The 23,691-nt window shown below is 65.4% G+C and carries 23 protein-coding genes; 9 read left to right on the top strand and 14 right to left on the bottom strand.

The features are described from left to right. Positions 1–212: 212 nt before the first annotated feature. The 3 genes from L2D01_00270 to uvrB all read right to left on the bottom strand — a co-directional run bounded on the left by L2D01_00270 (position 213) and on the right by uvrB (position 4,478). The gene (locus tag L2D01_00270; GenBank protein WBQ10219.1) at positions 213–737 is read right to left on the bottom strand and encodes a hypothetical protein; all 525 of its coding nucleotides are present in this window, start codon (positions 735–737) and stop codon (positions 213–215) included. Continuing rightward, positions 738–2,195 (bottom strand): hypothetical protein, encoded by a 1,458-nt coding sequence (locus tag L2D01_00265; GenBank protein ID WBQ10218.1) that lies wholly within the window; start codon positions 2,193–2,195, stop codon positions 738–740. It abuts the gene before it with no gap. Positions 2,196–2,279: 84 nt separating this feature from the next. Continuing rightward, on the bottom strand, positions 2,280–4,478 hold the full coding sequence (gene uvrB, locus L2D01_00260) for an excinuclease ABC subunit UvrB (GenBank protein ID WBQ10217.1): 2,199 nt from the start codon (positions 4,476–4,478) through the stop codon (positions 2,280–2,282). Between the two features lie 106 nt (positions 4,479–4,584). Here uvrB and L2D01_00255 point away from each other — a divergent pair, with 106 nt between their 5' ends. Beyond that, positions 4,585–5,097, top strand: coding sequence for a response regulator (locus L2D01_00255; GenBank protein ID WBQ10216.1), 513 nt, complete (start codon positions 4,585–4,587; stop codon positions 5,095–5,097). Here L2D01_00255 and L2D01_00250 read toward each other — a convergent pair. After that, the gene (locus tag L2D01_00250; GenBank protein WBQ10215.1) at positions 5,094–5,654 is read right to left on the bottom strand and encodes a lipocalin family protein; all 561 of its coding nucleotides are present in this window, start codon (positions 5,652–5,654) and stop codon (positions 5,094–5,096) included. The two genes, L2D01_00255 and L2D01_00250, sit on opposite strands and share 4 nt — an antisense overlap. Positions 5,655–5,723: 69 nt before the next feature. Then, entirely contained in the window at positions 5,724–6,743 is a 1,020-nt protein-coding gene (locus L2D01_00245; GenBank protein WBQ10214.1) for a beta-eliminating lyase-related protein, read from the bottom strand. 113 nt (positions 6,744–6,856) lie between these two features. Here L2D01_00245 and L2D01_00240 point away from each other — a divergent pair, with 113 nt between their 5' ends. Continuing rightward, positions 6,857–8,032 carry an acyl-CoA dehydrogenase family protein gene (locus L2D01_00240; protein WBQ10213.1) on the top strand — a complete coding sequence of 392 codons (1,176 nt, stop codon included), beginning with the start codon at positions 6,857–6,859 and terminating at the stop codon, positions 8,030–8,032. On the opposite strand, the gene L2D01_00235 is transcribed toward L2D01_00240, so the two are convergent. Continuing rightward, entirely contained in the window at positions 8,029–9,720 is a 1,692-nt protein-coding gene (locus L2D01_00235) for a hypothetical protein (GenBank protein WBQ10212.1), read from the bottom strand. The genes L2D01_00240 and L2D01_00235 overlap by 4 nt on opposite strands. A 157-nt stretch (positions 9,721–9,877) precedes the next feature. Between L2D01_00235 and L2D01_00230 the strand changes: the two genes are divergently transcribed. From L2D01_00230 to L2D01_00215, 4 genes are all read left to right on the top strand, one after another. Then, positions 9,878–10,582: a response regulator transcription factor gene (locus L2D01_00230; protein WBQ10211.1), complete on the top strand. Its 705-nt coding sequence runs from the start codon at positions 9,878–9,880 to the stop codon at positions 10,580–10,582. 4 nt (positions 10,583–10,586) lie between these two features. Further along, positions 10,587–12,194 carry a sensor histidine kinase gene (locus L2D01_00225; GenBank protein ID WBQ10210.1) on the top strand — a complete coding sequence of 536 codons (1,608 nt, stop codon included), beginning with the start codon at positions 10,587–10,589 and terminating at the stop codon, positions 12,192–12,194. A 121-nt stretch (positions 12,195–12,315) separates the two neighbouring features. Beyond that, positions 12,316–12,720: a PTS sugar transporter subunit IIA gene (locus L2D01_00220; protein WBQ10209.1), complete on the top strand. Its 405-nt coding sequence runs from the start codon at positions 12,316–12,318 to the stop codon at positions 12,718–12,720. Further along, positions 12,717–12,989: an HPr family phosphocarrier protein gene (locus tag L2D01_00215; GenBank protein WBQ10208.1), complete on the top strand. Its 273-nt coding sequence runs from the start codon at positions 12,717–12,719 to the stop codon at positions 12,987–12,989. Before L2D01_00220 ends, L2D01_00215 begins: the two co-directional genes overlap by 4 nt. 2 nt (positions 12,990–12,991) lie before the next feature. Here L2D01_00215 and L2D01_00210 read toward each other — a convergent pair whose 3' ends face one another. Further along, a complete protein-coding gene (locus L2D01_00210) occupies positions 12,992–13,519 on the bottom strand; it encodes an HAD-IIIA family hydrolase (protein ID WBQ10207.1) in 528 nt (175 codons plus the stop codon). Between the two features lie 178 nt (positions 13,520–13,697). On the opposite strand from L2D01_00210, the gene L2D01_00205 reads away from it, so the two are divergent. Genes L2D01_00205 through L2D01_00195 form a run of 3 tightly spaced genes read left to right on the top strand, consistent with a single transcriptional unit; the run spans position 13,698 to position 16,593 of the window. Then, the gene (locus L2D01_00205) at positions 13,698–14,708 is read left to right on the top strand and encodes an RsmB/NOP family class I SAM-dependent RNA methyltransferase (protein ID WBQ10206.1); all 1,011 of its coding nucleotides are present in this window, start codon (positions 13,698–13,700) and stop codon (positions 14,706–14,708) included. Then, positions 14,708–15,793 carry a queuine tRNA-ribosyltransferase family protein gene (locus L2D01_00200; protein ID WBQ10205.1) on the top strand — a complete coding sequence of 362 codons (1,086 nt, stop codon included), beginning with the start codon at positions 14,708–14,710 and terminating at the stop codon, positions 15,791–15,793. Before L2D01_00205 ends, L2D01_00200 begins: the two co-directional genes overlap by 1 nt. Further along, positions 15,790–16,593 carry a hypothetical protein gene (locus tag L2D01_00195; protein WBQ10204.1) on the top strand — a complete coding sequence of 268 codons (804 nt, stop codon included), beginning with the start codon at positions 15,790–15,792 and terminating at the stop codon, positions 16,591–16,593. Before L2D01_00200 ends, L2D01_00195 begins: the two co-directional genes overlap by 4 nt. Here the strand turns inward: L2D01_00195 and rsmI are convergent. Genes rsmI through L2D01_00160 form a run of 7 tightly spaced genes read right to left on the bottom strand, consistent with a single transcriptional unit; the run spans position 16,539 to position 23,490 of the window. After that, positions 16,539–17,318 carry a 16S rRNA (cytidine(1402)-2'-O)-methyltransferase gene (gene rsmI / locus L2D01_00190; GenBank protein WBQ10203.1) on the bottom strand — a complete coding sequence of 260 codons (780 nt, stop codon included), beginning with the start codon at positions 17,316–17,318 and terminating at the stop codon, positions 16,539–16,541. The two genes, L2D01_00195 and rsmI, sit on opposite strands and share 55 nt — an antisense overlap. Before the next feature lie 45 nt (positions 17,319–17,363). Continuing rightward, on the bottom strand, positions 17,364–18,431 hold the full coding sequence (locus tag L2D01_00185; protein WBQ10202.1) for a glycosyltransferase family 4 protein: 1,068 nt from the start codon (positions 18,429–18,431) through the stop codon (positions 17,364–17,366). Beyond that, entirely contained in the window at positions 18,428–19,720 is a 1,293-nt protein-coding gene (locus L2D01_00180; protein ID WBQ10201.1) for a DegT/DnrJ/EryC1/StrS family aminotransferase, read from the bottom strand. The genes L2D01_00185 and L2D01_00180 overlap by 4 nt, the downstream gene beginning before the upstream one ends. Further along, the gene (locus tag L2D01_00175; protein ID WBQ10200.1) at positions 19,717–20,526 is read right to left on the bottom strand and encodes a glycosyltransferase family 2 protein; all 810 of its coding nucleotides are present in this window, start codon (positions 20,524–20,526) and stop codon (positions 19,717–19,719) included. Before L2D01_00175 ends, L2D01_00180 begins: the two co-directional genes overlap by 4 nt. Further along, positions 20,523–21,515 carry a hypothetical protein gene (locus L2D01_00170; GenBank protein WBQ10199.1) on the bottom strand — a complete coding sequence of 331 codons (993 nt, stop codon included), beginning with the start codon at positions 21,513–21,515 and terminating at the stop codon, positions 20,523–20,525. The genes L2D01_00175 and L2D01_00170 overlap by 4 nt, the downstream gene beginning before the upstream one ends. Positions 21,516–21,517: 2 nt before the next feature. Then, positions 21,518–22,399 carry a 4Fe-4S cluster-binding domain-containing protein gene (locus L2D01_00165; protein WBQ10198.1) on the bottom strand — a complete coding sequence of 294 codons (882 nt, stop codon included), beginning with the start codon at positions 22,397–22,399 and terminating at the stop codon, positions 21,518–21,520. Next, the gene (locus L2D01_00160; protein ID WBQ10197.1) at positions 22,396–23,490 is read right to left on the bottom strand and encodes a Gfo/Idh/MocA family oxidoreductase; all 1,095 of its coding nucleotides are present in this window, start codon (positions 23,488–23,490) and stop codon (positions 22,396–22,398) included. Before L2D01_00160 ends, L2D01_00165 begins: the two co-directional genes overlap by 4 nt. Between the last annotated feature and the right edge of the window lie 201 nt (positions 23,491–23,691).

Here is a 23,691-nt window from a genome sequence, read left to right as displayed (position 1 = left end):
GCAAGGCGTCTCCGGCGCGTGAAGGCTGACCGGCCTGAAGGCCGGTCACCGCTGAGCGGCGCCCCGGATTAAATCCGGGGCGGCCTTGGCCCGCCGGAACGCTTGCGAGAATTCGCTGTCGTGGTGTTAGGGGGAGGAGTGGGGGTCTAAATAGGTATGTGTCCCCGGTTCTTGGCCGGTTTTTTCGCATGGCACAGGAAGTCTTTATAATACTAAGCCAATAGATCATGTAGAAGTATGTCAAAAAATGCACTGTTTCGTTTCTTCGCATCTAAAACTAATTTATCATATCCAATTGCTTCAATAAAAACATCATACGTCTTGTGGTATCGAAAATAGCCCATGTGGTCCCATGACCGCCTCATGTCGTGATTGTCATATATATCGCTGAGCTTATCTGTTATGTCCGCAATTATAAAAGCAATTATATTAGTTCCCTCTGGAAATCTATGTATAGTTCCGTCGTCTGCAGTCAGGCCATTTTTTTGACGTATGTGCTTCACAGTCTCTATCACCTGATGAAATGGATCTTTCCCGCTATCTCCGTACTTATAGTCATCGCGGCCAGGTTTTTTGAATTCAACTATTAGCAACGTGCTTCTATCAATTGACTTAAGAATGGCCCCCTCTTCGTACATCAAAAGGTCTGTAATTTTATCGCCCTTCTGACGTCTAGAGCCATGGAGAGTGCGATCACTCGAAATGAAGTCGCAGAACGACAGTCTTTCATCAATCATCTAAAGGTTATGATCCTTCATGTTTGTCGTCGTGCTGTCCGAGTTCCGCGCAAATATTAGATCATGAAACTCATCCTCAGTAGGGCGACTACCGTCAGTTGTCATTTTTCTCAAGGTATCCGCAATATCAAGAATGGCACGTCGATGAACAACATATTCCGCAAGTGCTTCTTTGGAGTTGGAATCGGCTCTTTTTAAAATTTCAGTTTTCTTCGACTCAAACGCCGCAACATCAGTTAATGACTTCTCGAGGTCTTCATGCCAATTTTTGGTATCTCGGTATCGAAGAACAGCAAGATCCTGTACAAACTCATCATCTGTCCAGCTATTGGGTTTGCTTCGAACATACTGTTTTATTGATTGTCCGCGCATGCCTAAGCGTAAAAGAGGGCTTTTCATCAATGCTTCGCGCAACTCAGTCCCCTGACGCTCTTTTATCTCCTCAAATCGTTCTGTTTCTAGATCTCGAATTTCGTCAACAATCCGATTTACGATGGCGTCAACATCACTGCTAGGCGCCGTCATTATCGTGCGCTCATTGTTCGAATTATCGTCGAAATACTCTCCTGATGCAGAAGCCACGATTACGTATTTTGAATCATCATCTCGCCTAAAAAATTCTCTACCGATCTTATTAGAGATATCTCGTCCAGAGCCGATAACGCGATCAGACGCTTGAAACAGAATTGCATGTTTGTTGAAAAGCTTTGAACGCTCAACACGCGAGAGTGCGCCAGAAAAGCTATATGACTGGCCTTGTAGCGTCATATCAAAATTAAACTGGTGATCAGATGTAAAAAACTCAGAAAAATGCTTGGCTATATCGAATTGCACGCCATCTATATTCAACATTATTTTTGGTGAATTGGGCGAGATAAAATATGATAAAAAATGTTTGATAAATCTCTCAACTACATCCATTTGGTCAGACGCGCTAAGAATTTCTCGATACTCTTCTTTAATTTGACTTAATTCAAGCTTTGTGCCAATGTCTCGCTTTAATCGTGCGCGGTTAGCTGCATCACGAACTTCTGGATTGTTAAAGACGTCAAATATGAAATGTCGAGCGCCCGGCGTGGACAGTCGACCGTCGTATAAACTCGAATAAAAACAGTCATCAAAAACCTTAAAATTAATAAAACGACCAAACCCTTTTCCGTTAATGTCAAGCTTATGCCCAGAAAATGGAGTTAGAAAGCTTTTATAGTTTTCATCATTCAGGCCCATTCCATTGTCATCTAAAGTGAAAATAGGCTGCGCACTGTCAGGGTCAGTATTTATTTCTACAATAATAGTTCCCTTCGCCGGATTATCTTCTTTCCAGCGCTCTGCAGTTGAATGAAATGAATTTGATGCCGCTTCAAATAGCGGCATTAATAGTCCGTCGAGGTCACGGCTCAATCGCGTCCGCGATAACACTGCCCGCATGTCTGCATAATGTAGCCTGTCGTCAGTCATACCCTACCCAACTCATTTCAGCAGGGCAGCGACATGAATGTCCTGATGTTTCTATATCTTCTTTCCAGATCAAATGCGTGCCCCCTACTCCCCCAACCGCTTAATCTCATCCCTGATCCGCGCCGCTTCCTCGAACTCCAGATTCGCCGCCGCCTCGCGCATGCGCTTCTCCAGATCCGCCACCACCGCGCGCAGATTATTGGGTTCGAAGGCCGCCTGGCCTTCGGCCATGCCGGTGGGGCGCTTCCCGTCGCGCCCTCTCCCGCGCGCCTTGGCGCTGCGGCCCTTGGCGGTTTCTTCCATGACGCCCTTGAGCACGTCGGAGACGCCGCGCACCACGGTGGTGGGGGTGATGCCGTGGGCGGTGTTGTGGGCGATTTGTTTGGTGCGGCGGCGCTCGGTCTCGTCCATGGCGCGCTGCATGGAGCCGGTGATGCGGTCGGCGTAGAGGATGACCTTGCTTTCGCTGTTGCGCGCCGCGCGGCCGATGGTCTGGACGAGGCTGGTTTCCGAGCGCAGGAAGCCTTCCTTGTCGGCGTCCAGAATGGCGACCAGGCCGCATTCGGGGATGTCGAGGCCCTCGCGCAGGAGGTTGATGCCCACGAGGACGTCATAGACGCCCAGGCGCAGATCGCGGATCAGCTCGATGCGCTCCACCGTGTCCACGTCGGAATGCATGTAGCGCACTTTCAGGCCCTGCTCGTGCATGTATTCGGTGAGATCTTCGGCCATGCGTTTTGTGAGCGTGGTGATCAGGGTGCGGAAGCCTTTTTGCGCGGTGGCGCGGGCTTCGTCGATGACGTCATCGACCTGGCTGAAGCCCTTGGCGGCCACGGGGCGCACCTCCACGGGCGGGTCGATCAGGCCGGTGGGGCGGATCACCTGTTCGGTGAACACGCCGCCGGTCTGATTGAGCTCCCATTTGCCCGGCGTGGCGGAGATGTGCAGGGTGGGCGGGCGCATGGCCTCCCACTCCTCGAATTTCAGGGGGCGGTTATCGAGGCAGGAGGGCAGGCGGAAGCCGTGCTCGGCCAGGGTGCGCTTGCGGCTGAAATCGCCTTTGAACATGGCGCCGAGCTGCGGGATGGTGACGTGGCTTTCGTCCACGAAGACCAGCGCATTGTCGGGCAGGTATTCGAACAGGGTGGGCGGCGGCTCGCCGGGTTTGCGCCCCGTGAGATAGCGCGAATAATTCTCGATGCCGTTGCAGGAGCCGGTGGCTTCCAGCATTTCGATGTCGAAGGCGGTGCGCTGGGCCAGGCGCTGGGCTTCCAGCAGCTTGCCATGGGCCTCCATCCACTCCAGGCGGTCTTTCAGCTCGGCCTTGATGGAGGCGATGGCCTGGTTCAGCGTCGGGCGCGGGGTGACATAGTGGGAGTTGGCGTAGACGCGGACCTTGTCCAGGCTCGCTTCGGCGCGGCCGGTGAGGGGGTCGAACTCGTCGATGGACTCGATCTCGTCGCCGAAGAAGCTGACGCGCCAGGCGCGGGTGTCGGCGTGGGCGGGGAAGATTTCCAGCACGTCGCCGCGCACGCGGAAGGTTCCGCGGGTGAAGGCGGCGTCGTTGCGGCTGTACTGCAGCGCGGTGAGCTGGCGCATGATTTCGCGGGGATTTCTGTCCTCCCCCCGCTTCAGGTCGAATACCATGGCGGTATAGGTCTCCACCGAGCCGATGCCGTAAATGCAGCTGACAGAGGCGACAATGATGACGTCATCCCGCTCCAGCACCGACCGCGTCGCCGCATGGCGCATCCGGTCAATGGCCTCGTTGATGGAGGACTCCTTCTCGATAAAGGTGTCGGTGCGCGCCACATAAGCTTCAGGCTGGTAATAGTCATAATAGGAAACAAAATACTCCACCGCATTCTCAGGAAAAAACGAGCGGAATTCCCCGTAAAGCTGCGCCGCCAGCGTCTTGTTGGGCGCCAGGATCAGGGCGGGTCTCTGAAGGGTTTCAATGACTTTCGCCATCGTGAAGGTCTTGCCTGACCCCGTCACCCCCAGCAGGACCTGGTCGCGCTCACCGCCCCGCACCCCCTCGCACAGCGCCGCAATGGCCTCGGGCTGATCCCCGGCCGGGACGTACTCGGCGTCCAGCACAAAGGCCTTGCCGCCCTCCGACTTCTCGCGCGGCGCGGGCCGGTGCGGCGTCCAGTTTGCGGGCAGGCTCAGCGGGTCGGAAATGCCCGCCGGCAGCGCGCCCGGTTCGGCCTCGAAGGGCGCCTGGCTCATATCCCCGACGCCGTCGGGCAAAAGCGTGTCGTCTGCAGTGATCCGGGCCATGCCCGCCAATATGGCCCCGCGCATGCGGCTTGAACAGACGCGCAAGTGTTGGTTAACCGGGCCGGGGCAGTGTGTCCCTCTATCCACGCAAAGGTGCGGGCCGGCGATGTCAGGCAGTTTTGAACGGGTGCGGGTCCTGATCCTCGAGGACAATGTGCACATGTCCACCATCCTGCGCACGATCCTGCAGGGGTTCGGCGTGCGCACGATCACCGAGACCCGCGACGCGGCCGATGCGTTCGAGATCATGCGCAACGCCAGCCCGGACCTGGCGCTCGTCGACTATATGCTCGGCGATGTGGACGGGCTGGAGTTCACACGCCTGATCCGCACCGCCACCGACAGCCCGAACAAATACCTGCCCATCATCATGGTGTCCGGCCATACCGACCGCACACGGGTGATGGAGGCGATCAACGCCGGCGTAAACGAATACCTCGCCAAGCCGGTGCGTCCGGTGGATCTGTATAACCGCCTGGTCTCGATGATCGAGCGTCCGCGCCGCTTCGTGAAGGCGCCAGGCTATTTCGGCCCCGATCGCCGCCGCCGCCAGGACCCGCGCTATAGCGGCCCCATGCGCCGCTCTACCGATGCGGAGAATGCGGAGACGGAAGATTAGCGTCGGCGGGCGCCCGTCCCCTGCTCATGCACTGGCCAGACCAGTGCGCCTGTATCGAACCCCATTGCTTCCAGCCTTGCCAGCCGCGCGTCCAGCACGGTGTCTTCCATTTGCCGGGTGCGTGACAGGATCCACAGATAGCGCCCGCGCGGTTCGCTCACCACGGCCCATTGATACTCGGCCTCGTCCAGTTCGATGACCCAGTAATCGCCCCAGAACGGTCCGAAGAAGGACACCTCCAGCTTGGCGTTGTTGGAGCCGGGGACCACGCGCGCGCGGCCGCGCGCTTCTTCCGCCGGGCCGTCCAGACCCTCCCGGTAGCAGGTATTGATCAGGGAAATCTCTCCGTCTTCGCCGCGGACATAGTCGGCGGTCACGCCGTCGCAGCCGCGTTCGAACCGGCTGTCATAGCGCGCAATCTCGTACCAGCGGCCCAGATAGCGCTCCAGATCCACCTCCGCGACGGTGGTGAGCGGCACGTTGGAGGTGCGCCGTTCTGGCTGGGGCGCGCAGGCGGTCAGGGCGGCGAGCGCCGCGATAAGGACGAAACGCATCATGGATCAGGCTCCGGGTTGGTGAAGGCGGATACATCCGTAACGCGCAACCAGTGTAAAGCGTTCAGCGGGTCACTGCGCCGCGGCCAGCAGGGCGTCGATCTCGGCGTCGCGCGTGCACCAGCTGGCGACAAAGCGGGCCGAGCCGTCGGGCCAGGCGTAGAAGCCGGCGCCGGCGGCCTGTAGGCGCTCGGCGACCCCGTCGTCGAGCCGGGCGAAGACTTCATTACCGTCAACAGGATGGGCGAGGGTGACGCCCTCAATCCGGTCGAGTCCCCCGGCCAGGCGCTTGGCGGCGCGGTTGGCGTGACCGGCGAGTTCCAGCCACAGGCCATCCTCCAGCCAGGCGTCCAGCTGGGCGGCGATATAACGCATCTTCGGCGCCATATGGCCGGAGCGCTTCTGGCGCGCCTGCAACTGGGTGAACCGCTCCATGACGGAGGGGAAGAGGATCACGGCCTCCGCCGCCAGCGCCCCGGTCTTGGTGGCGCCCAGACACAGCACGTCTACGCCCGATTTCCAGGTCAGCTGCGCCGGGCTGCAGCCCAGACCCGCCAGCGCACTGGCGAAGCGGGCGCCGTCCATGTGGATTTTCAACCCCGCCGCTCGGGCCAGACCGGTCAGCTCGGCGAGCTCGCTCAGCGTATAGGCGCAGCCCGCCTCGTTAAGCTGTGACAGACTCAGGACCGCCGGGGGCGGGGCGTGGACAAAATCGGTCGGCCATTGGTTCAGCGCGTCTTCCAGCGCTGACGCGTCGATCCTGGCGTGGGCGCCGGGCAGGGGCAGGAGCTTGGCGCCGCCGGTGAAGAATTCCGGCGCGCCCCTCTCGTCGCGGTGGATATGGGCCTCGTCATGGCACAGCACCATGGAGTCAGACGGGCATAGCACGGACAGGGCCAGCGCATTGGCCGCCGTGCCGGACACGGCGAATACTACTTTCAGATCGGTCTCGAACAATTCCTTTAGCCGCGCCTCCACCCGCGCGCTGATCGCGTCCGCGCCATAGCTGGGCGCAAAGCCCTCATTGGCGCGGGCGATGGCCTCGATCAGGGCGGGATGAGCGGGGGCGGTGGTGTCGGACAGGAAATTCATGGAGCGCAATCGAGCGCGCCCGGGCGGCGGCGTCAATGCATGTGAGCGGCGCCGGATTGAACCCGACCCGGCCACGGCTAGAGTGCTGGCGTTCTTTGACCGCAGGAGCCGCCATGCCCGTATCCGATCCCGTCGCCCGCCCGTTCGATACGCCCGAGCGCAAGGCGTTCCGCGAGAGCGTGGAGCGGTTTGTCGCGCGCGAGATCGCGCCTCATGGCGATGACTGGGATGAGGCGGGCGATTTTCCCTGGGCGCTACACGAGACCGCCGGCGCGCTTGGCCTGTTCGGGTTCGGCATTGATGCGGACTATGGCGGCGCCGGGTTCGACGACGCGTTCATGCGGCTCGATGCCGGAGTGGCGCTCGGCTATGCAGGGGTGGGCGGGGTCAACGCCTCGCTGGGCTCGCGCAATATCATGACCGGACCCATCGCCCGGCTTGCCCGGGAAGAGGTCAAGCGTGCAGTCCTGCCGGGCATCGTGTCGGGCCGGACCGGCGGGGCGCTGGCGATGACCGAACCGTCGGGCGGATCGGACCTCGCCCGCCTGAAGACCCGCGCACGGCGCGACGGCGATGAGTGGGTGATTGATGGTGAGAAGACCTTCATCACCGGCGGGATGAAGGCGTCCTGGTTCGTGGTGGGCGCGCGCACGGGCGGCGAGGGCTTTGGCGGGATTTCGCTTTTCCTCGTGCCCCATGATGCGCCAGGATTCACCCGCACCATCATCGCGCGCAAGATGGGCTGGTGGTCGTCCGACACCGCTACGCTCCACTTTGACGCCTGCCGGATACCGGCGGATGCACAATTGGGCGAGGAGGGCAGCTGCCTCCTCGCGATCATGGATAATTTCAATTACGAGCGCCTGGCGCTGGCCGCAGGCTGCCTGGGCATGGCGCGCCGCTGCCTGGATGATGCGGTAGACTGGGCGCGAGCGCGCGAGACTTTCGGCAGGCCGCTGATCCGCCATCAGGTGATCCGCCACAAGCTGGCCGAGATGAGCGCGCGCATCGATGCGCTGGACGGATATCTGCAGATTCTGGCCGCTGCGATCAATGCAGCGCTGGAGACGGGTGCGCCCTTGCCGGCAGCGGGTCTGGCCAAGGCGAAATTCCTGGCGTCGGGAACCGCCGAATATTGCGCCAGCGAGGCCATGCAGGTGCTGGGCGGGGCGGGCTATCTGCGGGGCTGCGCGGTCGAGCGCATCTATCGCGAGGTCAAGGTGATGGCCATTGGCGGCGGGTCGGAGGAGATCATGCGCGATCTCGCCGCCCGCCAGATGGGGCTTTAGGCCGCTTCCCCGGGCTGGTGCGGCGGCAGCAGGCTTTTGATGGCGGACAGCTTGACGCTGGCGTCGGGCTGCGCTGATTCCTGCCGGCCCATTTGCGAGGCGAGCAGGCGCATGGCGCGCGCCTGGGCGTCCTGACGGCAGCGCCCTACGGGCAGCACGCCGGATGAGGCGAGCTTCAACAGGGCGATGGTCCGGTCCAGCGCCGCCTGCTCTGACGCTTCGATGCGCGCCAGGATTTTGGTCTCGTCCAGCGTCTGCAGGCCCAGCGCGTCGAACGCATCGGCCAGCTCGGCCTTGTCCGCCGCCGGAAAGGCGCCTTTCAGCGCGCGCGCCTGCAGGCGGGTCAGGCGCGACAGGCGCTCCAGCGGCTGGCCGGGGCCGCGCACGAACCAGGTCTCCGTTGCATTGGTCTTGAGCCGGGCGCGCACATAGGCGGCGAGCTTCTTCTTGTTCGCTTCGCCCACGATATTGTCTTCCATGGCGAACAGGCGCTCGAGCAGTTCGGGAACGCCCGCCGCGCCCTGCAGCGCTTCATCCACGGCCTCGGGTGATAGCAGCCGCGCGGAACGGCAGGTAAAGGCCTCCACCAGCGCGGTGGGGTGCAGGTCGGGCCCGGACACCCGGATGAGGCGCTGGGCGAGCTGACGCGACAGCTCGATCTCGGCCATCACGCTTTCGGGCCGCAGGCGCTTGGGCGAGCGCAGATGGCTCAGGATATGGCTGGCGATCTCGCCCCGGCTGTCGGGCAGCTCTCCGGCGGCGAACCGCGCGGCCAGGCGGCGGGCGGGCGGCGGCGCGCCTGCCAGATCGGTATGGTCGGGGCGGCCCTCATACAGGCTGGTCAGGCGCTCAACGATTACGCCGGGGTCTTCGCCCTTTCCCGTGATCGCGCTGATGGCGGGGTCAAAGGTCAGCAATTCGGCCAGGAAGGCATCAGCCTGATTGAGCGCGAAAGCCCTCGCCTCAGGCTTTGCAGGCAGCTCGTCGAGCAGGTCGAGCACCAGGGCGGTCTTGGCGCGCAGGTCTCCCGCCTCGCCCAGCCGCTCGGCGATCGCCCGGCGCATGCGACGCTCCGGGCCGCCTTCATTCAGGATTTTCTCGGTCAGCTCGGCAAAATCGCGCGCCTTGGGCAGCGCCTTGGCGTTGGCCGCCTCGCGCCGGGCTTCTGCAGCCGCGCGCTCCACCAGGGCGTTGAGCTGTTTCATGAAAGCCTGCACCGGCGCGCCGCTGGACTGGGCGCGGGCGATGGCGACTTTCTGCACGGCGTGCTGCAAGTCGGTCTCCGAGCCATCGAGGTCCTCGATGAGGTCGGGACGGCTGAGCAATTCCAGCGGACAGATCTGGCGGCGCTCCAGCCAGCCGGACAGTACGCGCCGGATTGTGTCGCGCGCTGCCGCGCCCATGAAATCTGACGGCGTGACGCAGGGCAGGCTGGCATCGACCTCCGCGCTGTTCTCCTCGACGAAGCGCTCCGGCCCCGCCTCGAAAATCGGGCCGCCTCGAAACGCGCTCTCCTGCGCATTCCAGACCTCGCGCACGACGCGCACCGATCCGTCAGGCAGGGAATCTTTCAGCTTGTGGGCCAGTTTCAGCGCGCCGTCCCGGTCGGGCAACGCCTCGACCAGCGTCCAGGACGCCTTGCGGTGTTTCTTGACGAACACCTCGAAATGAATGTCTCCGCCCGTCATCGCCAGCTCGCCCCCGGGTGCGCTTTCCCCTCAACCATGGCGCCTCGGGCTTAACCTTGCGTAACCATGCCTTGCGGGCGCGCCCTGCATGGATAAGCTGCACCCTTGAAAACGACGGGCCGCGACTCGCTCGCGGCGGCAGACAAGGGCGCGCGCCATGGCCACGATCACGCTGGTGGATGATGACGAGAACATCCTGACTTCGGTCTCCATCTTTCTGGAGAATGAGGGCTACAAGGTGCGCACCTATACCGATGGCGCCACGGCCCTGCCCGAACTCACCGCCCAGCCGCCCGATCTGGCGATTTTCGACATCAAGATGCCGCGCATGGACGGGCTGGAGCTTCTGCGCCGCGTGCGCCAGTCCTCCAACCTGCCAGTGATTTTTCTGACCTCGAAAGATGGCGAGTTTGACGAGGCCCTGGGCCTGGACCTTGGCGCGGACGACTATATCGCCAAACCCTTCTCCCATCAGCTGCTGGCGCGCCGGGTCAAGGCGGTGCTGCGCCGGGCGCAGTTTGATCCCGAACTGGGCGGAACGCCGGGCGAGAACGACCCCAAGGCGATCCATCGCGGCAAGCTGACCATGGACCCCAACCGCCATGCCTGCGCCTGGGAAGGCCGGCAGGTCCGCCTGACGGTCACCGAGTTTCTGATCCTGCAGGCGCTGGCGCACCGGCCGGGCTTTGTGAAGAGCCGCGACAACCTGATGGACGCGGCCTATGACGATCAGGTCTATGTCGATGACCGCACCATCGACAGCCACATCAAGCGCATTCGCAAGAAATTCCGCGAGGTGGATTCGACCTTTGACGGGATCGAGACCCTTTATGGCGTCGGCTATCGATACAAGGAGGCTTAGGCGCTTGCGCGCCACGGCGCGCTGGCTGCTGCAGCGCACGCCGCGCCTGCGCATGCCGCGCCTGTGGATGTTGATCGCGATCATCAACGCCCTGGTGCTGTGCGTGCTGGCGCTTGGCCTCTACGCCATCACCGAAGCGCGGCGCGGCGTGGTCGCGGCCAAGCTGGATTCGCTCACCGCCCAGGCTGAGATCATCGCCAGCGTCATCACCGAGACCGCGGTCTATGGCGATGCGCCCGGACCGCGCATGGACAATGATTCTGCGCGCGAGGTGCTGCGCCGCCTGTCCTCGCTCTATGTGCCCGACAAATCTCGGGCCATCCTGCATGCGCAGGGGCCCGCGCGGATCGCCGACAGCGATTTGATCGCGGGTCAGGTAGAGATCACGCCCCTGCCGCCGCCGGGCGAGACGCCATCGCAGCCGCAAGGGTCCTTTCGCAATATGTTCGCGCCCATGGGCGACACCATTTCCATGTTGTGGACCACGCCCGAGTCGCGGGCCTATTTCGACATGACGATCAGCGAGGAAGTGGCGCGCGCCTTCGCCACCGGCGAGCCGCAGCGCGGCGTCAGACGCGGGCCGGACGGCGGGCGTGTGGTCTCGGTGACGTTGCCGATCCAGTTGATCCAGGCTGTGGTGGGGACGGTGACCTATGAATCCTACGATCTGGACGCCCTCATCGCCGAAGAGCGGGTGTTTCTGAGTGTTTTCGTGCTGTTCGCCACCGGGATCATCGCGATCGGCACGATTGTATTGACCGTCTCGGTGGCGGGGCCGCTGGCCAAACTGTCCGAGGCGGCGCGCAGGGTGCGCCTGGCGGGCGGCTCGCGCGTGCCGCTGCCTGATTTTGGCGGAAGGCGTGACGAGATCGGCGCATTGTCCACGGCTTTCAGCCAGATGACCAACGCACTCTATGACCGGCTGGACGCCATCGAGAGCTTCGCCGCCGATGTCGCCCACGAGATCAAGAACCCGCTCACCTCCATTCGCTCGGCCGCCGAAACCCTGCCGCTGGCGCGTGACGACGCCCAGCGCGCACGCCTGATCAAGGTGATTCAGCATGATGTGCGCCGGCTCGACCGGCTGATTACGGATATTTCCAACGCCTCCCGGCTGGATGCGGAGCTGGCGCGCGAGGATCTGGCCATGGTCGATATCCGCCGCCTGCTGGGCGATATCGCCAGCCTGCACCGCCAGGAGGACGAGGATGCGCCAGCGCGCGTGGTGGTGGAGGCCGGGCCAGGGCCGCTGCTTCTGCGCGGGCACGAAGGACCGCTCAGCCGGGTTTTCATCAATCTGGTGGACAACGCCCTTACGTTCTCGCCGCCAGACGGCGTCGTGCGGCTGACGGCGCGCCGTACCGGCGCCGCCCACGGGCGCCTGATCGTCACGGTCGAGGATGACGGACCCGGCATTCCGCCTGAAAGCCTGGAGGCGATTTTTGATCGCTTCCATACCCGGCGCCCCGAGGGAACAGCGTTCGGCGCCCACTCGGGCCTCGGCCTCGCCATCGCGCGCCAGATCGTCAACGCTCATGGCGGCGTCATCCGCGCCGGAAACCGGCCCGAAGGCGGCGCCGTGTTCACTGTGGACCTGCCCGGCGCCCGCTGACGCGGCGCCTGGGCCACACCCTGTGGCTCTTCTGCCCGCAAGGTCTTTTCGCGAGTGCGAAACCTAGCTTACATATGACTTACACATATCCGCCTGAGGAACAGGAATTGTACGCGTCGCCATGATCGGCATCGTCGTCGTCTCACATGGCCGTCTGGCTGACGAGCTGATTCTCGCCGCCGAGCACGTGGTGGGGCCGCTTGCAGCATGCAGCGCGGTCTCGATCGGGCCGGATGATGATATGGAGCTGCGCCGCAATGACATCCGGGCGGCCATCGAAGCCTCCGACGGCGGCGAGGGCGTCATCGTGATTACCGACATGTTCGGCGGCACGCCGTCCAACCTCTCCATCTCTTTGCTGGAGCGCGGCCGGGTGGAGGTCATCGCCGGGGCCAATCTGCCCATGATGATCAAGCTGGCCGAAGCCCGCTCCCGCCTGCCGCTCAGCGCCCTGGCCGACAGCGTCAGTGCGGCGGGCAAGCGCTATATCGCTGTGGCCTCGCAGCTACTGGACGGCCCGGCATGAGCATTGAACGCACGGTGACGATCTGCAACCCGCGCGGGTTGCATGCGCGCGCCTCGGCGAAGTTTGTGGCCGAGGCCGCGCCGTTTGACGCCCAGGTCACCGTGGTGCGCGAGGGCGATGAAGTCGCCGCCGATTCGATCATGGAGCTGTTGATGCTCGCAGCCGGACCCGGCTCGCAGATCACCATCCGGGCTGAGGGCGCCGAGGCCGAAGCGGCGGTGACGGCGCTGGCCGGGCTGGTTGAGTCCGGCTTTGGCGAGCTAAGCTGAGTTCAGCGGTCTTGGATGATGGCCGCCACCAGAGCATCGAGCGGCTGGCCGCCATCATACAGATAGCCCGGCACGGCGGCGCGCCGGGCCGCGTCCAGATCACTCATCCGGTCCCCGATCATGAAGCTGGCGTGCGGTGGCGCAGCAAAATCGGCCAGTGCGCGCAGCACCATGCCGGGATTGGGCTTGCGGTCGCGATGGCCGGCGATGCGGTAGCGCGCCACCACCGCGTCGGCGTGATACGGGCAATAGTACCATCGATCCACACTGGCGCCCTGTCCGGCCAGGGTGTGCGCCATGGCCCGGTGAAACGCCTGAACATCGGCTTCGCTGCACAGGCCGCGCGCCACGGCGGACTGATTGGTGACGACCGCGATGCGGAACCCGGCCGCGCGCGCGAGCCTGAGCGCCGCGGCGGCGCCCGGCATCCAGCTGATCTGATCGGTGTCTGTCTGATGCGGTTTGTCCACGATGAGCACGCCATCGCGGTCGAACAGGGCCAGGGGCGGACCGGAAGCGCCAACAAACATGGGGAGCGTCAACCCGTGCAATCAAAGATCGATTGTTTATAATGCCTATGGTTCCGGTTGTCGCGCGGCTCTGATCCCGCAGCGCGCTCTGTGGCGGCGGGCTGGACAAGACGGTCCCGTGCGGCGAGAGGTGACATCTATAACCCGTCCGCGAGGCGGAGCTTTGAAAGGCAAGGCGATGGCGCGCGGCGCAAAACGCAAGGGCGCAAGCGGCGCGAAGACGGGCGGTCGCGGCGCGGGACAGGGCGGCGGTCCGGCGGCAAAACGTCAGCAATTCCTCACCCGCGCCGCGCGCGTGTTCGACGTGCCCGAAGGCGTCGCCGAGGCGCTGATGAGCCAGGGCCGCCGCCAGAGTGTGCGCTTCAATCCATTGGCGGGCGCTTCGCGCGCGGATTTCGAGGCGGAGCTTGCGCCGTGGGGCGAAGCTCTGATCCCCATCGACTGGTGCGAGGGCGCCTGGAATCTCGATCTGGAGCCAGGCCAGACCCTGCCCGACCGGCTGTTCTCCAGCGGTCAGGCCTTCATCCAGAACGCCTCAAGCTTCGTGCCGTCCCTCGCGCTGGATCCGCAGCCGGGCGAACGCATCCTTGATCTGTGCGCGGCCCCGGGCGGCAAGACCTCCCATATCGCCGCGCTCACCGGTAACGAGGCCGAAATCTGGGCCAATGACGCTCTGCCCGCGCGCCTGCCCAAACTGAATGAAGTGCTCGGCCTTCTCCATGTGCGCACGGCGTCGGTGACTGCCCACCCCGGCCAGTTCATCGACCGGTTTCTGGAGGGTCCGTTCGACCGCATTCTCATCGACGCCCAGTGCACCGGCGAGGGCATGATCGATCTGCGCCGGTCTGCGACCTTGCGCTACTGGGCCATGGAGCGCGTCATCGAATACAGCCGCCTGCAGCGCAAGATGCTCATGGCCGCTACGAAGCTGCTCAAACCCGGCGGGGTGCTGGTGTATTCCACCTGCACGCTGGCGCCGGAAGAGAACGAAGCCTCGGTCAACCATCTGCTCACCCACGCCCCGGAGATGAGCCTGGAGCCCATAGACATCGCCGCGCCTTGCCTGATCCCGGCCCGCACTAGATGGGAGGGCGACAGCTTTGACCCCAGCCTGACCATGGCGTGCCGCGTTTCGCCCAGCCGCTTTATGGAGGCGTTCTTTGTGGCGCGCCTGCGAAAGGACGTCTGATGGAGCTGCGCCCCACCCTGCCCCTCGGCGTTGTGGAGAGCCCGCTCTTCGTGCCCGACGCCACCTATGGCGCCATCAAGGGCCTGGGCGCAGACGAGCTGCCGGCGGCCGGCGTGCGCGTGTTGATGGCCAACGCCTTCCATCTCATGCGCTCACCCGGCGTGACGCGGATCAAGGCGCTGGGCGGGCTGAAGAAAATGATGGGCTGGTCCGGCGTGCTGATGACGGATTCGGGCGGCTTTCAGGCCCTGTCTCTGATCCGGGAGAATGCCGGGCGCGGGCGGATCACGGCGCGCGGGCTGGATTTCGCCTTCGAGGATGGCGCGAAAGTCCAGCTCACCCCCGAAAAAGCCATCACCACCCAGCTGCGGCTCGGCGGAGACATATTGTTCTGTCTCGATGACTGCACCCGGCCTGAAGATCCTGAGGCCGAGCAGGTTCTGTCCGTCGAGCGCACCATCGCCTGGGCGCGCGCCTGCAAAGACGCCTTCGCCGCCCAGCTGGGCAAGCGCGAGCGTGATCCGGACCGGCCCCGCCTGTGGGGCGTGGTGCAAGGCGGGACGTCGCCCCATCTGCGCCGTCAGTGTGCCGAGGCCCTGCTGGAGATCGGGTTTGACGGCTATGGCTTTGGCGGCTGGCCGCTGGACAGCGACGGCAAGCTGCTCACCGATACGCTGGCGCTGGTGCGCGAACTGATCCCGGCGCAGTTTCCGCTGCACGCGCTGGGCGTGGGCCATCCGGTCTCGGTCGCGGCATGCGGGCGCATGGGCTATACGCTGTGCGACAGCGCCTTGCCGACACGGGATGCAAGGCGCGGGCGGCTTTACTGCTTCACCGGTGACGTCCCGACCATCGACGGCGATGGCTGGTTCAAGACGCTCTATCTGGGCGACGAGGTGCATGCGCGCAATGACGCCCCGATCTCTGACCAGTGCGAATGCCTGACCTGCCGCACCTATAGCCGGGGATATCTGCACCATCTGTTCAAGCGCGACGAGCCGCTCTACTGGCGCCTGGCGACCATCCATAATCTCTGGTTCATGCGCCAGGTCACCGATCTGGTGGCGGCGGAGCGCGCGGGATGAGCGCGCCGGACCGGGCGGCGCTCAACGAGGTCGTGGCGCAGGTGCGCGCGGCGGCCAAATCACGCGATATCCTGCCTGCGCTGATCGAACGCCTCGCCCTGCGCGAGCTCGCCGCCGGCATCGCCCCGCGCGAGGCGGTCAAACGGGTCAAGCGCCAGCTCCACCAGTCGGGCGGCGCGTATTTCGCGGGTAAACCGGCCTATGGGCGCTGGCTCACGGCGCTTGAGGGGGCGGGCCCCGAAGCGCGCCGCGCAGAGCTCGCCCGCCAGTTCACCATTCATCGCTCCATGGCCGAGCGCGCCGGCTCTCTGGAAGCCTATTATGCGGGCCTGTTCGCCGGCATCGAGGCGCCGGTGTGCGTGCTCGATCTCGCCTGCGGGCTGAACCCGCTGGGGCGGCCCTGGATGCCGGTGCAGCCGGAGCGCTACCGGGCCTGCGACATCTATCTCGACATGCTCGATTTTGTGACGCGCGCCTCGGGTCTTACCGGCTTCCCGGTGGAGACTTTCGCCCATGATCTGGCCGCCGGTCCGCCCGATGAGGGCGGCGCCGATGTGGTGCTGGCGTTGAAAACCTTGCCCTGCCTGGACCAGATCGAACCGGGCGCCGGCGCGCGGCTGATCGCCGGGCTCACAGCGCGTCATGTCATCGTGACCTATCCCTTGCTGAGCCTGGGTGGGCGCCAGAAGGGCATGGACGCCAACTACCGCCGGAGCTTTGAGGCGGTTGCGCGCGAGAGCGGGCGTCAGGTGTCGGAGCTGTCGCTGCCGGGCGAGCTGGGCTTCCGCCTGTCGCGCTGACGCTTTTTCGTTCCGGCGTCAGGATCGGGCGGGGCGACGCTGGCGCCGTCGAACACCACCATCACCTCGCCGCGCGGCGGCTCGGGGAAGCGGGCGACAAGCTGACTGATGGGTCCGCGCGCCGTCTCCTCGAACATCTTGGTGATCTCCAGGCACACCGCGCCCTCGATATCGCCGTACACCGCCAGCGCATCCTCAAGCAGGCTCGGCAGGCGGTGGGGCGCCTCCATCATCACCAGCGTGGCCTGATGGCGCCGGGCCCGGTCGAGCCAGTTGCGCCGCTGGCCGCTTTTGCGGGGGGGGAAGCCCAGAAACACGAACTCGTGGGGCGGTAGATTGGACAGGACCAGCGCGCTGAGCACCGACGACGCGCCGGGGATCACCCGCACGGGCAGCCCGCGCTCATACACCGCCGCGACGACGCGATAGCCTGGATCATTGATGCCGGGCATGCCGGCATCGCTGCACATCGCGACGGTCTGTCCGCGCGCGATCAGGTCAGCGATGCCGCCCGCGCTGTGGCGTTCGTTATGGTCATGGCAGGCGATCAGGCGCTGGGGCGAAATGGCGTAATGATCCAGCAGCTTGCGGGTATGGCGTGTGTCCTCGGCAGCGACCACGTCCGCCTCCTTGAGGATGCGCACGGCCCGGTAGGTCATGTCTTCCAGATTGCCGATGGGCGTGGCCACGAGATACAGCGTGCCGGGTTCCCCACCTTCAGTCATGGATAAGCCTGCTCCCGGGCCGGTGCGTCATTCAGGGACAGGCTGCTAACAGCATATCGGCGAAAACAGAAGCCGGGTCGGGCGGAACCGCCGCCCGGACTGCTGCAGCCGCCGCCGCCCCATGGCCGGCAGCTTGGCGCGCGCGGCCCATAATCGCTCCAGTGCTTCGTCCATATCGTCATCGCCGGGCGTGCGGGCGATGAAGCCGGTCATCCCCTCGTCGAGCAGCTCGCGGTTTCCCGCCACATCGCTCACCACGCAAGTGCGCCCGCACAGCATCGCCTCGACAATGACCGCCGACAGGCCCTCCGCGCGCGAGGCCAGCGCAAGGGCGTGATGGTGATCCCAGACGCCCGGTATGTCGCGCACCGGGCCGGTCAGCCTGACCCGATCCTCCAGCGCCAGCTCGCGAATCATCGCCTGCAGCAAAGTGCGATGAGGCCCGTCGCCGATGAGGGACAGGGTGACATCGCGCGCGCGCCAAAGCGGGCGGGCGAGCACATGCAGCAGCGCGTCCTGACCTTTGTCTTCCAGGTCGAGCCGCCCGACGCAGGCCAGGCGCAGCGGCGTGTCCTGTGCGGGCCAGGGGCGCTCGCCGCCATGGGGAACCTGGAAGGGCGTGCGCACCAGCTGCGCGCGGGGCAGCGTGCGCAGCGCGCTCTGCCGGGCGGCGAGGGCGATGCTGGCGTTGGAGACAAAGTAGTTGGCGCGTGCGCCGAGGAAGCCTGCGCGCAGGGCGAGCGCAGTGTCGCCCGGCGGCCATTCGTGGATAGCGCCATAATGGGTGAGCGTGGCATAGGCCTGCCCTGCCTGCCGACAGAGGGTCATCCAAGGCGTAGCGGCGAACATGTCGGGCTGCTGGAGCACGGTGAGATCGAACCGTGGAGTGGTAACGAGTGCGCCTGGTCCGCCATCGCTACGTTCCTCAATTTCAACGCCTTTTGCGATCAGCCGCGCCACCGGGTCAGGCCTTTGCGGCCATTGGCGCACCGAGGCAGCGACCCGGCAACCGCGCGCGATCAGGCGCAGTGCGGTGTCAGCCCACAGCGTTTCAGCGGCGCCCCAGGGCGCGGCGCTGAGCGCCGAGACGAAGCGGATTGCGGGCGCCGTCACGCCGCGTCCGTTCCTTCGGTCACCAGATCATCCAGATGATTCAACACCTTGTCGAAGGCGTTGACGATGTCGGTCATGGCGGCGCGGTCCCCTGACAACACCGAGTGATGGCAGACAAGGGTGCGGGCTGAATAGTCTTCCGCGACGGGGAAATCGCCCGGCTTTGCTGCTGGTCCCGCGCAGTCGGCGAAGCGGGATCGCGACCCTGGCCGGTAGAGGCCGCTGACGTGCAAAGGCGGGTCGCTTGTGTACCATGGCGCGCCAAGTTCGGCGCTGAGCGCGACGCCGATGCGCGCTGAGGGGACATGCGCGGTCACCCATGGCTCGAGGGCGATGATGTATTCAAACACGGTGCGCCGCTCCAGCGCCGCGGGCTGAATCAGCGGACGCAGCGGGCCCATCCCGGCCAGGGCGTCATCCAGCCAGGCGGCGTGCTGCGCGGTTTCGGACAGGCGCTTATCCAGCGCGCTATCCTCCATCTGGGCGAGGAGGATGGCGGCCTGCATTTCGGTCATGGCGTGATTGGCGCCCATGGGCCCCGAACCCTCGGCAAGCTCCAGCCCGGTGACGGGATCGGGGCGGGCAAGGCGGCGGCCGTCGGCGTGCAGGGCGAAAATGCGTTCGGCCAGATCGGCGTCATCGGTGATCACGGCGCCGCCCTCGCCGCTGGTGAGCGGTTTGGTCTGCTGGAAGCTGAAACAGCCCGCATGCCCGAAACTGCCTGCCCGCCGCCCGGCATAGAGCGCGCCATGGGCCTGGGCGCAGTCTTCGATGAGCCAGAGCCCGCGCGCCCGGACGAGATCGAGGATGGGCGCCATCTCCATCATGGACTGGTGCAGATGCACGCCGATCACGGCCCGGGTACGCGGGGTGATCGCCCGGGCGATGGTCCCGGCGGTCAGGCAGAAATTGTCCGGCGACACATCGGCCAGCACCGGCGTCGCGCCGGCGCGCAGCACGGTGGAGGCGCTCGCCACCCAGGTCCAGACCGGGACGATCACCTCATCACCCGGACCCACGCCGAGCGCCTCCATCGCCAGCAGGAGCGCGCTGGAGCCCGATGACACCGGCACGGCGAAGCGCACGCCATTGAACGCCGCCCAGGCTTGCGCAAACTGCTGCTGCTTCGAGGGTCCGCCGCGCACCGGACCGGAAATCGCCCAGCGTCCGCTGTCGAGCGCGGAGCGGGCCGCCGCCCTGATGCGGTCATTGACCGGTGGCCAGGCGGGCCAGGGCGCTGTGCGCACGGGCGTTCCGCCGAGCAGGGCGAGGGCGCCGGACCGGCTCATGACGCCGCCTCGCTGCGCCAGCTGAAACTGTCGTCGAATGGCGCATCGAACCGGTTGGAATACCCGCCGGTGAAATAGCGCAGCGTCGCCTGACCAGTGGAGCGCGGGCGCACGCCCGCTGCCAGCAGATCGGCCAGCAGTTTGTCATCCTCGCCGGTCAGGGCGTCGGCGTCGGTCTGGGAAAATTCTGTCCGGAAGGGGATCCGAAGCAGCAGGCTGCGCTCGATCAGCCAGGCGCCCGTGTCCACCGTGCGCGCTCCGCCGGGCTGATCAGGCGGATCGGCCCGGTCATGAAACACGTTGGAGCCCCACGCGCATACGCCCTGCGCCACCAGCTCGGCGAAACGCGCGCGTCCGGCAGCCTCGTCGCGCGCCCAGGGCACGCGGTCCTCGCACCAGGGCTGCCCGTCGCGGTGGAACATCTGAAGGCTGGAATGAACGGCCGGAACACCGCTGGCGCGGGCCAGAGCCAGCAAGCTGGAGAGATGACCACGCTCCCAGTCATTGTCGTCATCGATGAAGGCGATATAGCGCCCGCGCGCCTGCGCCACGCCCAGATTGCGCAAGGCGCTGCTGCGTCCGGGTCCTGAATGCTCGTGCGCCGCACGCGGCGCGACGCTCCACATCCGGTGCGGGGCCGTGGGGTGGGTGCGCAGCATGGCCTCGGTCTGGGCGCAGGCATCCACGAGAATGCGATGCTCCAGCACCGCCTCGTCACAGGCGCGCTCCACCGCCGCCATGGCGCGCTGCAATAGTTGCGGGCGGGTGCGGGTTATCGTGATGACGGTGATCTCAGGCGCGGTCATCGCCGGGCCTCCTCAAAGGCGCGCCGGTCTTGGAACACGACGCGCGCGCCCTCGTCGCAGATTCCGAACGGCAGGCGCAGGGGGTCACCGAGTGCGGCGGCGATGGCGCTGTGGCGCTCTGGCGGCGCCATGAGAAAGAGGAATCCGCTTCCGCCCGCCCCGGTCAGGCGCCCGCCCCACGCCCCGGCCTCCCGGGCGCGCTCGTAGAGCGCATCAATCTGCGGCGTCGTCACGCCCGGGGCGAGACGGCGCTTGAGCGCCCAGCCCGCATCGAGCTGACGTCCGATCAGCGCGGCGCTGGCGCCGCTCTCCAGCGATCGGCCCAGGTCTTCGGCCTGCTGCGCCATGGACGTCAGGATATCGACCCGGTCCGGCGCGGCGCTGTTCTGGCGCGAGAGCAAGGCTTCGGCGTCCGTGCGCGTGCCCAGATAGGCAAGCAGCGCGCATGAGGTCAGCGCGTCAAGCGTCGCCGCCGGCAAGTCAAGGACGCGCACATTGACCTCGCCGCCCGGCCCGAACCGCAGGAGCTTCACGCCGCCGATCGCGCAGCCATATGCGTCCTGACGGCCCATGGTGCGGCCCATCCAGTCCAGCTCCAGCGTGCAGGCCCGGGCAGCCAGGGCTGCCAGCTCGCATGTCTCGCCGCGCATTGCCGCCACGGCATGCAACAGCCCCACCGCCACCGCAGAGCTGGACCCCAGTCCTGATCCGGCGGGCGCAGCGCCGCTCAGGGTGAGGTCCAGCGGGCCCGTGACCTCGAGGCGGCTGAAGGCGGTGCGCACGATGGGATGGGTGATGGCGCCGGCGCTTGCAGCCAGATCAACGCAGTCATGAGCGATGCGAAATCCGGGCAGCAGACGCGGGCTCAGGGTCGCGTACACATATTGGCTGAGGGCCAGGCTCACGACAGCGCCGCCATGCCGGTCGGCATGGGCGGGCAGATCCGAGCCGCCGCCCGCCAGGCTGAGCCGGTAGGGGGTGCGCGTCATGATCACTCCACGCGTTCCGGCGCCGAATCGAGATCGTCCAGGGTCACGTCCGCCTCCAGGGCGCGCAGCCACGCCTCGTCCACGAGCGTCCCGGGCGCGCCGCTTTGATCACCTGCCCATTCCCGCCTGCCGGCCTGACGGTGGGGGTAGGATTTACCCGCCGTCCCGAGGCAGCGTTGACAGGCGTTCAGAGGACGGCGCCGGGCAAGATAGGCGGCAAGCCGCGGGGCCAGATCAGGTTCATGGACCGCGATGGCGTCGGCGGCCCACACCCTCCCGCGCCCGAAGCGGCGCGCCAGAAACAGCGCCTGCGGGCAGGCGTAAAAATGCCCGTCATGGACCGTGTGGCAGCGCCAGTGGTGGATGATCTGACAACCGTCATAAACCTTGCGAACCAGGCTCGCCGGCAGGTCTCCATCCTCGGCATAGGGGATCCGGAAGCGGGTGTAGCGATTGACCTCCAGCGTCACGCTATGTGCGTCAGCGTTCCGCCGGGCGGCGTCCAGATCGATCTTTGCGGCGCCGGTTCCCGGGTAGAGGGATATTTCCAGATGATCGATCAGGCGCCACAGAACCGGGTCCATGCGGTGCAGAATCAGCCCGTTGGTGCACACGCTGATTTCATCGCAGATCGCCGAGGCGCGCACGGCTTCGGCCAAGGCTGGCAGAGCCGGATTGAGCAGCGGCTCGCCGCCCAGCAGCTTGACCCGCCGCGCCCGGTAGGCCGCCGCCAGCGCGGTCAGATCGCGCGCAACATCGTCCGCAGCCGTGTTGCGTTTGGCCATGACGGGCGACAGATGGCTGCACCCGGCGCAGGTGAGATTGCAGTGTTCGGCGGCGTTCACCTCCAGGCTGTTCGGGTTCCAGTAAACCGGCGCCGTCATGCCGCCACCTCCTGCAAGGTCCGAACGGGCGTCCAGGCGTAGGTCCGGGCGCTTGCGCGCACCGCCTGCAGCGCGGCCTCCACCTGCAGGGCGAAATCCAGATCGCCGGGCGCACCGGTGGCGATGCCGTTTGTCCACTGGACCATTTGCAGGGTGAACAGGTCCGCGAACCCCAGCCCGTGCCCGGCGGCGGACAGGATGCGGCCATAGCCGGGCATGCCGGGTCCGCACAGACGCCGCACAAACCCCGCTTGCCCGGCCACGCAGACCTCGATCTCGTTGGGGCGCTCATGATCGAACACCAGGCTGGCGCGCTCGGCGCTGATCTCGACGGCAAGGTGCATTTTTCGGCCCAGCGCCGTCCGGCTGGCGTGCAGCATGCCCTGGGCGCCCGAGGCGAAGCCCAACAGCGCGCTGGTCCGGTCATCAGTCGCCGTGGCGCCGGGCGGCGGCGACTGGATGGCGGCAGCGCTTGCGACGGGACCACACACCGCAATGCCAATGGACAGGGCATGGGCGCCCAGATCGCCCAAAGCGCCGTAGCCGGCGGCCGCTTCATCGCCGCGCCAGCCCAGCGGAGCGCCTGCGGCGCCGTAATCCTCCGCATGGGTCAGGGCGACGTGCTGAACCGCCCCGAACGCGCCCGCCGCCACTTCGCTGATCGCCCAGGCCAGCGCCGGGCTGTGACGGAAGACGTAACCGGCTGACGCCGTGCCGCTGGCCCGGGCTGCGGCGTCGGCGAGGCGCCGTACGCCCGCCGCATCAGGCGCCAGGGGCTTCTCGATCAGCACGGCCTGGCCGGCGGTCAGACAGGCCGATCCGGCGTCCGCGTGGAGGTGATTGGGCAGGGCGATGACCACGGCATCGAGCTCGGGATCCTCCGCCAGCGCCTGCCAGTCGTCACAAAGGCGCGCTTCAGGAAAGGCCCGCGCCGCGGCGGCGCGGCGGTCCGGATCGGGGTCGGCGGCGGCGCGCAGACTCAAGCCGGGCGCGCCGGGCCCGCGATCCAGGCGGGCGGCCTGCTCCACCGCGCGCGCATGCAACATGCCTGCGAAACCCAGCCCCGCCACTCCGATCCTGATATGTCCCATTCAACCCGTCCAAATCTTGGCGCCGCTATGCACCTTGGAGTAGAGTGGCGGGAAGGCTCAGAGGACGCAAGCAAAAATACAATTTTTGAGCAAGTGCGTCATTCCCAGCTGTTGCTTGGGCTTGGCCCAGAACGCTCCTTCTTGCAGGCCCGAAAAGAACATTATAGGTTGTTGCTTGGCTGGGCCTCGCGCGCGGCTGGA

The organism is Hyphomonadaceae bacterium ML37 (assembly GCA_027627685.1).
Taxonomy (GTDB): domain Bacteria; phylum Pseudomonadota; class Alphaproteobacteria; order Caulobacterales; family Maricaulaceae; genus Oceanicaulis.
Note: the sequence above shows the minus strand (reverse complement) of the source record. Positions and strands in the feature narration are given on the sequence as shown.

Excerpts from the sequence above, each read along its gene's own strand:
- L2D01_00270 (WBQ10219.1), bottom strand. The coding sequence starts at position 737 with ATGATTGATGAAAGACTGTCGTTCTGCGACTTCATTTCGAGTGATCGC.
- L2D01_00265 (WBQ10218.1), bottom strand. The coding sequence starts at position 2,195 with ATGACTGACGACAGGCTACATTATGCAGACATGCGGGCAGTGTTATCG.
- uvrB (WBQ10217.1), bottom strand. The coding sequence starts at position 4,478 with ATGGCCCGGATCACTGCAGACGACACGCTTTTGCCCGACGGCGTCGGG.
- L2D01_00255 (WBQ10216.1), top strand. The coding sequence starts at position 4,585 with ATGTCAGGCAGTTTTGAACGGGTGCGGGTCCTGATCCTCGAGGACAAT.
- L2D01_00250 (WBQ10215.1), bottom strand. The coding sequence starts at position 5,654 with ATGATGCGTTTCGTCCTTATCGCGGCGCTCGCCGCCCTGACCGCCTGC.
- L2D01_00245 (WBQ10214.1), bottom strand. The coding sequence starts at position 6,743 with ATGAATTTCCTGTCCGACACCACCGCCCCCGCTCATCCCGCCCTGATC.
- L2D01_00240 (WBQ10213.1), top strand. The coding sequence starts at position 6,857 with ATGCCCGTATCCGATCCCGTCGCCCGCCCGTTCGATACGCCCGAGCGC.
- L2D01_00235 (WBQ10212.1), bottom strand. The coding sequence starts at position 9,720 with ATGACGGGCGGAGACATTCATTTCGAGGTGTTCGTCAAGAAACACCGC.
- L2D01_00230 (WBQ10211.1), top strand. The coding sequence starts at position 9,878 with ATGGCCACGATCACGCTGGTGGATGATGACGAGAACATCCTGACTTCG.
- L2D01_00220 (WBQ10209.1), top strand. The coding sequence starts at position 12,316 with ATGATCGGCATCGTCGTCGTCTCACATGGCCGTCTGGCTGACGAGCTG.
- L2D01_00215 (WBQ10208.1), top strand. The coding sequence starts at position 12,717 with ATGAGCATTGAACGCACGGTGACGATCTGCAACCCGCGCGGGTTGCAT.
- L2D01_00210 (WBQ10207.1), bottom strand. The coding sequence starts at position 13,519 with ATGTTTGTTGGCGCTTCCGGTCCGCCCCTGGCCCTGTTCGACCGCGAT.
- L2D01_00205 (WBQ10206.1), top strand. The coding sequence starts at position 13,698 with ATGGCGCGCGGCGCAAAACGCAAGGGCGCAAGCGGCGCGAAGACGGGC.
- L2D01_00200 (WBQ10205.1), top strand. The coding sequence starts at position 14,708 with ATGGAGCTGCGCCCCACCCTGCCCCTCGGCGTTGTGGAGAGCCCGCTC.
- L2D01_00195 (WBQ10204.1), top strand. The coding sequence starts at position 15,790 with ATGAGCGCGCCGGACCGGGCGGCGCTCAACGAGGTCGTGGCGCAGGTG.
- rsmI (WBQ10203.1), bottom strand. The coding sequence starts at position 17,318 with ATGACTGAAGGTGGGGAACCCGGCACGCTGTATCTCGTGGCCACGCCC.
- L2D01_00180 (WBQ10201.1), bottom strand. The coding sequence starts at position 19,720 with ATGAGCCGGTCCGGCGCCCTCGCCCTGCTCGGCGGAACGCCCGTGCGC.
- L2D01_00175 (WBQ10200.1), bottom strand. The coding sequence starts at position 20,526 with ATGACCGCGCCTGAGATCACCGTCATCACGATAACCCGCACCCGCCCG.
- L2D01_00170 (WBQ10199.1), bottom strand. The coding sequence starts at position 21,515 with ATGACGCGCACCCCCTACCGGCTCAGCCTGGCGGGCGGCGGCTCGGAT.
- L2D01_00165 (WBQ10198.1), bottom strand. The coding sequence starts at position 22,399 with ATGACGGCGCCGGTTTACTGGAACCCGAACAGCCTGGAGGTGAACGCC.
- L2D01_00160 (WBQ10197.1), bottom strand. The coding sequence starts at position 23,490 with ATGGGACATATCAGGATCGGAGTGGCGGGGCTGGGTTTCGCAGGCATG.